Raw genomic sequence first — 4,417 nt, forward strand, 5'->3', positions numbered from 1 at the left:
CCGCCGCTGATCAACGCCTGGCTCCCCACCGCCGGCTCGATGGGGGCGGTGGTGACCCAGCTTATCTGCATCGTCGTCGCGGTGCTTATCTATCTGCCTTTCGTCAAAATCGCCTCCCGCCGTGCCGATGCCGCGCAGCGTCAGGTAGACAATCAACAAACCGCCAACCCTGTCTGAGGAGCCTATGACTACCGTACGGATGACCATTCCCGATGATTTTATCCTTGGCGCGGCGGCTTCCGCCTGGCAGACCGAAGGCTGGAGCGGGAAAAAACCAGGGCAGGACTCATGGCCCGATCTCTGGTACAAAAACGATCGCCACGTCTGGCATAACGGCTATGGCCCGGCGGTGGCCACCGATTTTATCAACCGCTTTCAGGAAGATGTGCAGCTGATGAAGCTGGCCGGGCTGACCCACTACCGCACCTCAATCAACTGGTCGCGCTTTCTGACCGACTATGAAAACGTCACGGTGGATGAGGAGTATGCGGCCTATTACGACCAGCTGTTCGATGCGCTGCTGGCCAACGGCATCACGCCGATGATCTGCCTTGAGCATTATGAATTGCCCGGCTATCTGCTGGAAAAGTATGGCGGCTGGGGGTCGAAAACGGTGGTTGAGCTGTTTGTGCGCTATGCGGAGAAGGTGTTTGCCCGCTACCACCCGAAGGTGACGCGCTGGTTTACCTTTAATGAGCCAATTGTGGTGCAGACCCGGGTCTATCTGGATGCTCTGCGCTGGCCCTATGAGCAGAACACCAGCACCTGGATGCAGTGGAACTATCATAAGGTGCTGGCGACCGCCAGCGTCGTGAAGCGGTTTCGCGAGCTCGGCTATCCCGGGACCGTCGGCTGCATCCTCAATCCGGAGGTGACCTACCCACGCTCACGCGCCCCCCATGACCTGCGCGCGGCGAAGATCTACGATCTATTCTACAACCGCATGTTCCTCGACCCGCTGGTGCACGGCGTCTGGCCGCCGGAGCTTCTCGCGCTGCTCGAGCAGCATCAGGTGACGTGGGAGACCAGCGAGGAGGATCTGGCGGTTATCCGCGAGCACACCGTCGATGAGCTGGGGATTAATCTTTACTACCCGCACCGGGTCAAAGCCCCGTCGCGGGCCTGGCATCCGCATACCCCGTTCCATCCGGCCTGGTATTATGAGCCGTTTGAGCTGCCCGGCCGGCGGATGAACGCCTCCCGCGGCTGGGAAATCTACCCGCAAATCATCTTTGATATGGCGATGCGGATAAAAAATGACTATCGCAACATCCCGTGGTTCGTGGCGGAGAGCGGGATGGGGGTGGAAAACGAAGGCCAGTTCCGTAACCGCGAAGGCGTCATCGATGACAGCTACCGCATTCGTTTTATCAGCGAACATCTGTGGCACACCCTGCGCGCCCGCGAGGCAGGGGCCAACTGCCAGGGCTATATGCTGTGGGCGTTTACCGACAACGTATCGCCGATGAACGCCTTTAAAAACCGCTACGGGCTTATCGAAATCGATCTGCAAAACCATCGCGCCCGGCGACCCAAAGCCTCGGCGCACTGGTTTCGTCAACTGGGCGAACGGCGTGAACTGGTGCTGGATATCGATGATGAATACCGCTAGCCGGGGGCAATATTTGCTAAGATAGCGGCGTATTTGACTCGCAGGCATGTAACGCACAGGTGATTTTGTGGAAAAAGCGATAGTTCCGCCGGAAAAGAAGCCCTATCAGGAGATTGGTGATGACCTGCGCGCCCAGATCGCGCAGGGGCGCTACCCGGTCGGGTCGCGTTTGCCGCCGGAACGCCATATTGCCGAAACCTATGGCGTCAGCCGGACCATCGTGCGCGAAGCGCTGCTGATGCTGGAGCTGCAGGGGACGGTGGATATTCGTCAGGGATCCGGGGTGTATGTCATGCGCATTCCCCACGAGAACGACAGCGAAGAGGAGCAGCTGCTCAGCAGCGACGTCGGCCCGTTTGAAATTCTCCAGGCGCGCCAGCTGCTGGAGAGCAACATCGCCGCCTTTGCCGCGAAAATGGCCACCCGCGCCGATATCGACAATCTAAAGCGGATTATTGAACAGGAGCAGCGGGCAATCGCTCTCAACGACACCGCGCAGGATAACGCTCGTCTGTTCCATCTGGTGCTCGCCGGGGCGACGCAGAACCAGATGCTGTTGGCGACGGTAGAGCGGATCTGGCTGCAGATGGACAGCAGCCCGCTGTGGCAGCAGTTCAATGTGCATATTGCCAGCCGCGCCTGGCGGCTGAAATGGCTCGGCGACCGGCAGACCCTGCTCGCCGCGCTGCGGCGTCGCGATGTGATGGGCGCCTGGCAGGCGATGTGGCAGCATCTGGAAAACGTCAAAAACAGCCTGCTGGAGCTGTCCGATGAGGACGCCCCCGACTTTGACGGCTATCTGTTCGACTCAGTGCCGATTTTTCAGGGGAAGCTGGTATGACGATCCTGCCGCTGTACGCTGCGCCGCAGTATGCCCCGCAGGTGACCGACTGGCTGTGGCAGGCCTTTGGCGGCGAGACGCTGCCGCGGCAATTCTTCGCCAGCATCGTGCAGCATAGCCAGACGGCGGAGGCGCTGCCGTTGACCTTTATTGCCGTGGAAGGCGAGCAGTTGCTCGGCACGATTGGCCTCTGGCGCTGCGATTTGATCAGCCGCCAGGATCTGTTTCCCTGGCTGGCGGCGCTGTACGTCGCGCCCGCCGCCCGCGGTCAGGGGCTGGCCGGAAAACTGCAGCGGCATGTGATCGATTATGCCCGCCGCGCGGGCTTTCGGGAGCTCTATCTCTACTCCGCCTGCCGGGATTTCTATGAACGCTTCGGCTGGCGCTACATCGGCGAGGGACTGGATTACCCGGCCACCGCCGTGCACCTCTATCGCTATGACTTATCGCCTTCCTGCGGGGCGACCACCGAGTGACGACGGACCAGCGTCGGGCTGAACAGATGGGTGATCTCCGGCGCCGGCCGCTGCTCCGCCAGGGCTAAAGCCAGCTCGGCCGCCTGGGTCGCCATCGTAACGATCGGATAGCGGACGGTAGTCAACCGCGGGCGGACATAGCGCGAAATCAGGACATCGTCGAAGCCAATCAGCGAAATCTCCCGCGGAACGTCGATGCCGTTGTCATTCAGCACCCCCATCGCGCCGGCGGCCATCGAGTCGTTATAGCAGGCGACGGCGCTAAAGTGGCGACCGCGGCCAAGCAGTTCGGTCATCGCCTGTTCGCCGCCGCTTTCATCCGGCTCGGCAAACGTGACCAGCCGGTCGTTGCACGGCAGGCCGCTCTCCTCCAGCGCCGCGTAGTACCCCTGCAGCCGATCTTCCGCATCGGAGATATCGTGGTTTGAGCACAGATAGCCGATACGCGTGTGCCCCTGCTGGATCAAATGGCGGGTCGCCAGCCAGGCGCCGTAGCGGTCGTCCAGCGCGACGCAGCGGGTTTCATATCCGGGCAGGATGCGGTTGATCAGCACCATACCCGGGATCTGTTTCATCAGCCCGGCGAGTTCCTCATCGGGGATCATTTTGGCGTGCACCACCAACGCCGCGCAGCGATGGCGGATCAGCTGCTCTATCGCCTGGCGCTCCTTCTGCACGTTGTGGTAGCCATTGCCAATCAGCAAAAAGTTGCCGGTGCGGTAGGCCACCTGTTCGACGGCTTTGACCATTGCGCCGAAGAAGGGGTCGGAGACATCGCCCACCACCAGACCGACGGTTTCCGTTGACTGCTGGGCTAGCGCCCGGGCGTTCGCGTTGGGGTGATAGTTCAGGGTTTCCATCGCCGCGCCCACGGACTGACGCGAAGCTTCGCTGGCTTTGGGAGAGTTGTTGATGACGCGGGAGACGGTAGCGACGGAGACTCCTGCGAGTCGGGCTACATCCTTAATAGTCGCCATACCATGCCTTTTCTAGGGTAAGCGTTTACATACTGCTATGTTACGGGAAAGAGCGGCAGATTCAAGGCGCGGCGGCGAAGGAATGGCGCAAATGTGATTCAGCGCGGGCTTATCGGTGACCTGTTTACATTGACGCGATCGGTAATTGAAACCGGCGCAGGAAAATACAAACCTTTGCTTACACTTTGCGATGCGCTGTTGCGAATGTTCGCTGGTTTGTTCGCGGATCCGGTTGATATTCTGGCTATCCCAGAGGTATTGATAGGTGGAGTCAACGTCACGTTGACCACTTTACTTACACCAGCCTGCGCAGATGCGCAGGTTTTTTTTTGCCCGCTATCGGCGTTGTTACAGATAGCGAAAATCGTAATACCTCGTTGCACTTAGGCTCACTCCCTTGCGTTTTCCCGCTGGCCCGTTACGGCCAAAAAACGTGACAATCGAGATCCCAGAGGTATTGATAGGTGAGTTTCTCAGGTACGCTCTTCGTACTGAACGTCTTACACCGACC

General features: G+C 59.9%; 4 protein-coding genes and 1 pseudogene. 4 read left to right on the forward strand and 1 reads right to left on the reverse strand.

Translation table 11 applies throughout. From position 1 onward, the window contains the following. The 4 genes and pseudogenes from HMPREF9538_RS31775 to HMPREF9538_RS06320 form a co-directional block, all read left to right on the forward strand. A pseudogene (locus tag HMPREF9538_RS31775) lies at nucleotides 1-177 on the forward strand (PTS sugar transporter subunit IIC); the annotation flags it as partial. A gap of 7 nt (nucleotides 178-184) precedes the next feature. Further along, nucleotides 185-1,612, forward strand: coding sequence for a glycoside hydrolase family 1 protein (locus HMPREF9538_RS06330; protein ID WP_009308576.1), 1,428 nt, complete (start codon nucleotides 185-187; stop codon nucleotides 1,610-1,612). A 67-nt stretch (nucleotides 1,613-1,679) separates the two neighbouring features. Continuing rightward, complete coding sequence (locus tag HMPREF9538_RS06325) at nucleotides 1,680-2,453, forward strand: GntR family transcriptional regulator (protein WP_002915985.1); 774 nt, start codon at nucleotides 1,680-1,682, stop codon at nucleotides 2,451-2,453. Next, on the forward strand, nucleotides 2,450-2,929 hold the full coding sequence (locus HMPREF9538_RS06320; RefSeq protein WP_002915983.1) for a GNAT family N-acetyltransferase: 480 nt from the start codon (nucleotides 2,450-2,452) through the stop codon (nucleotides 2,927-2,929). Before HMPREF9538_RS06325 ends, HMPREF9538_RS06320 begins: the two co-directional genes overlap by 4 nt. Here the strand turns inward: HMPREF9538_RS06320 and galR are convergent. Then, complete coding sequence (galR, locus tag HMPREF9538_RS06315; RefSeq protein WP_002915981.1) at nucleotides 2,890-3,906, reverse strand: HTH-type transcriptional regulator GalR; 1,017 nt, start codon at nucleotides 3,904-3,906, stop codon at nucleotides 2,890-2,892. The two genes, HMPREF9538_RS06320 and galR, sit on opposite strands and share 40 nt — an antisense overlap. Between the last annotated feature and the right edge of the window lie 511 nt (nucleotides 3,907-4,417).

This window comes from Klebsiella sp. MS 92-3 (assembly GCF_000195655.1).
Classification (GTDB): Bacteria; Pseudomonadota; Gammaproteobacteria; order Enterobacterales; family Enterobacteriaceae; genus Klebsiella; species Klebsiella pneumoniae.

Coding starts and splice junctions, on each gene's coding strand:
- HMPREF9538_RS06320 (WP_002915983.1), top strand. CDS start 2,450: ATGACGATCCTGCCGCTGTACGCTGCGCCGCAGTATGCCCCGCAGGTG.
- HMPREF9538_RS06330 (WP_009308576.1), top strand. CDS start 185: ATGACTACCGTACGGATGACCATTCCCGATGATTTTATCCTTGGCGCG.
- galR (WP_002915981.1), bottom strand. CDS start 3,906: ATGGCGACTATTAAGGATGTAGCCCGACTCGCAGGAGTCTCCGTCGCT.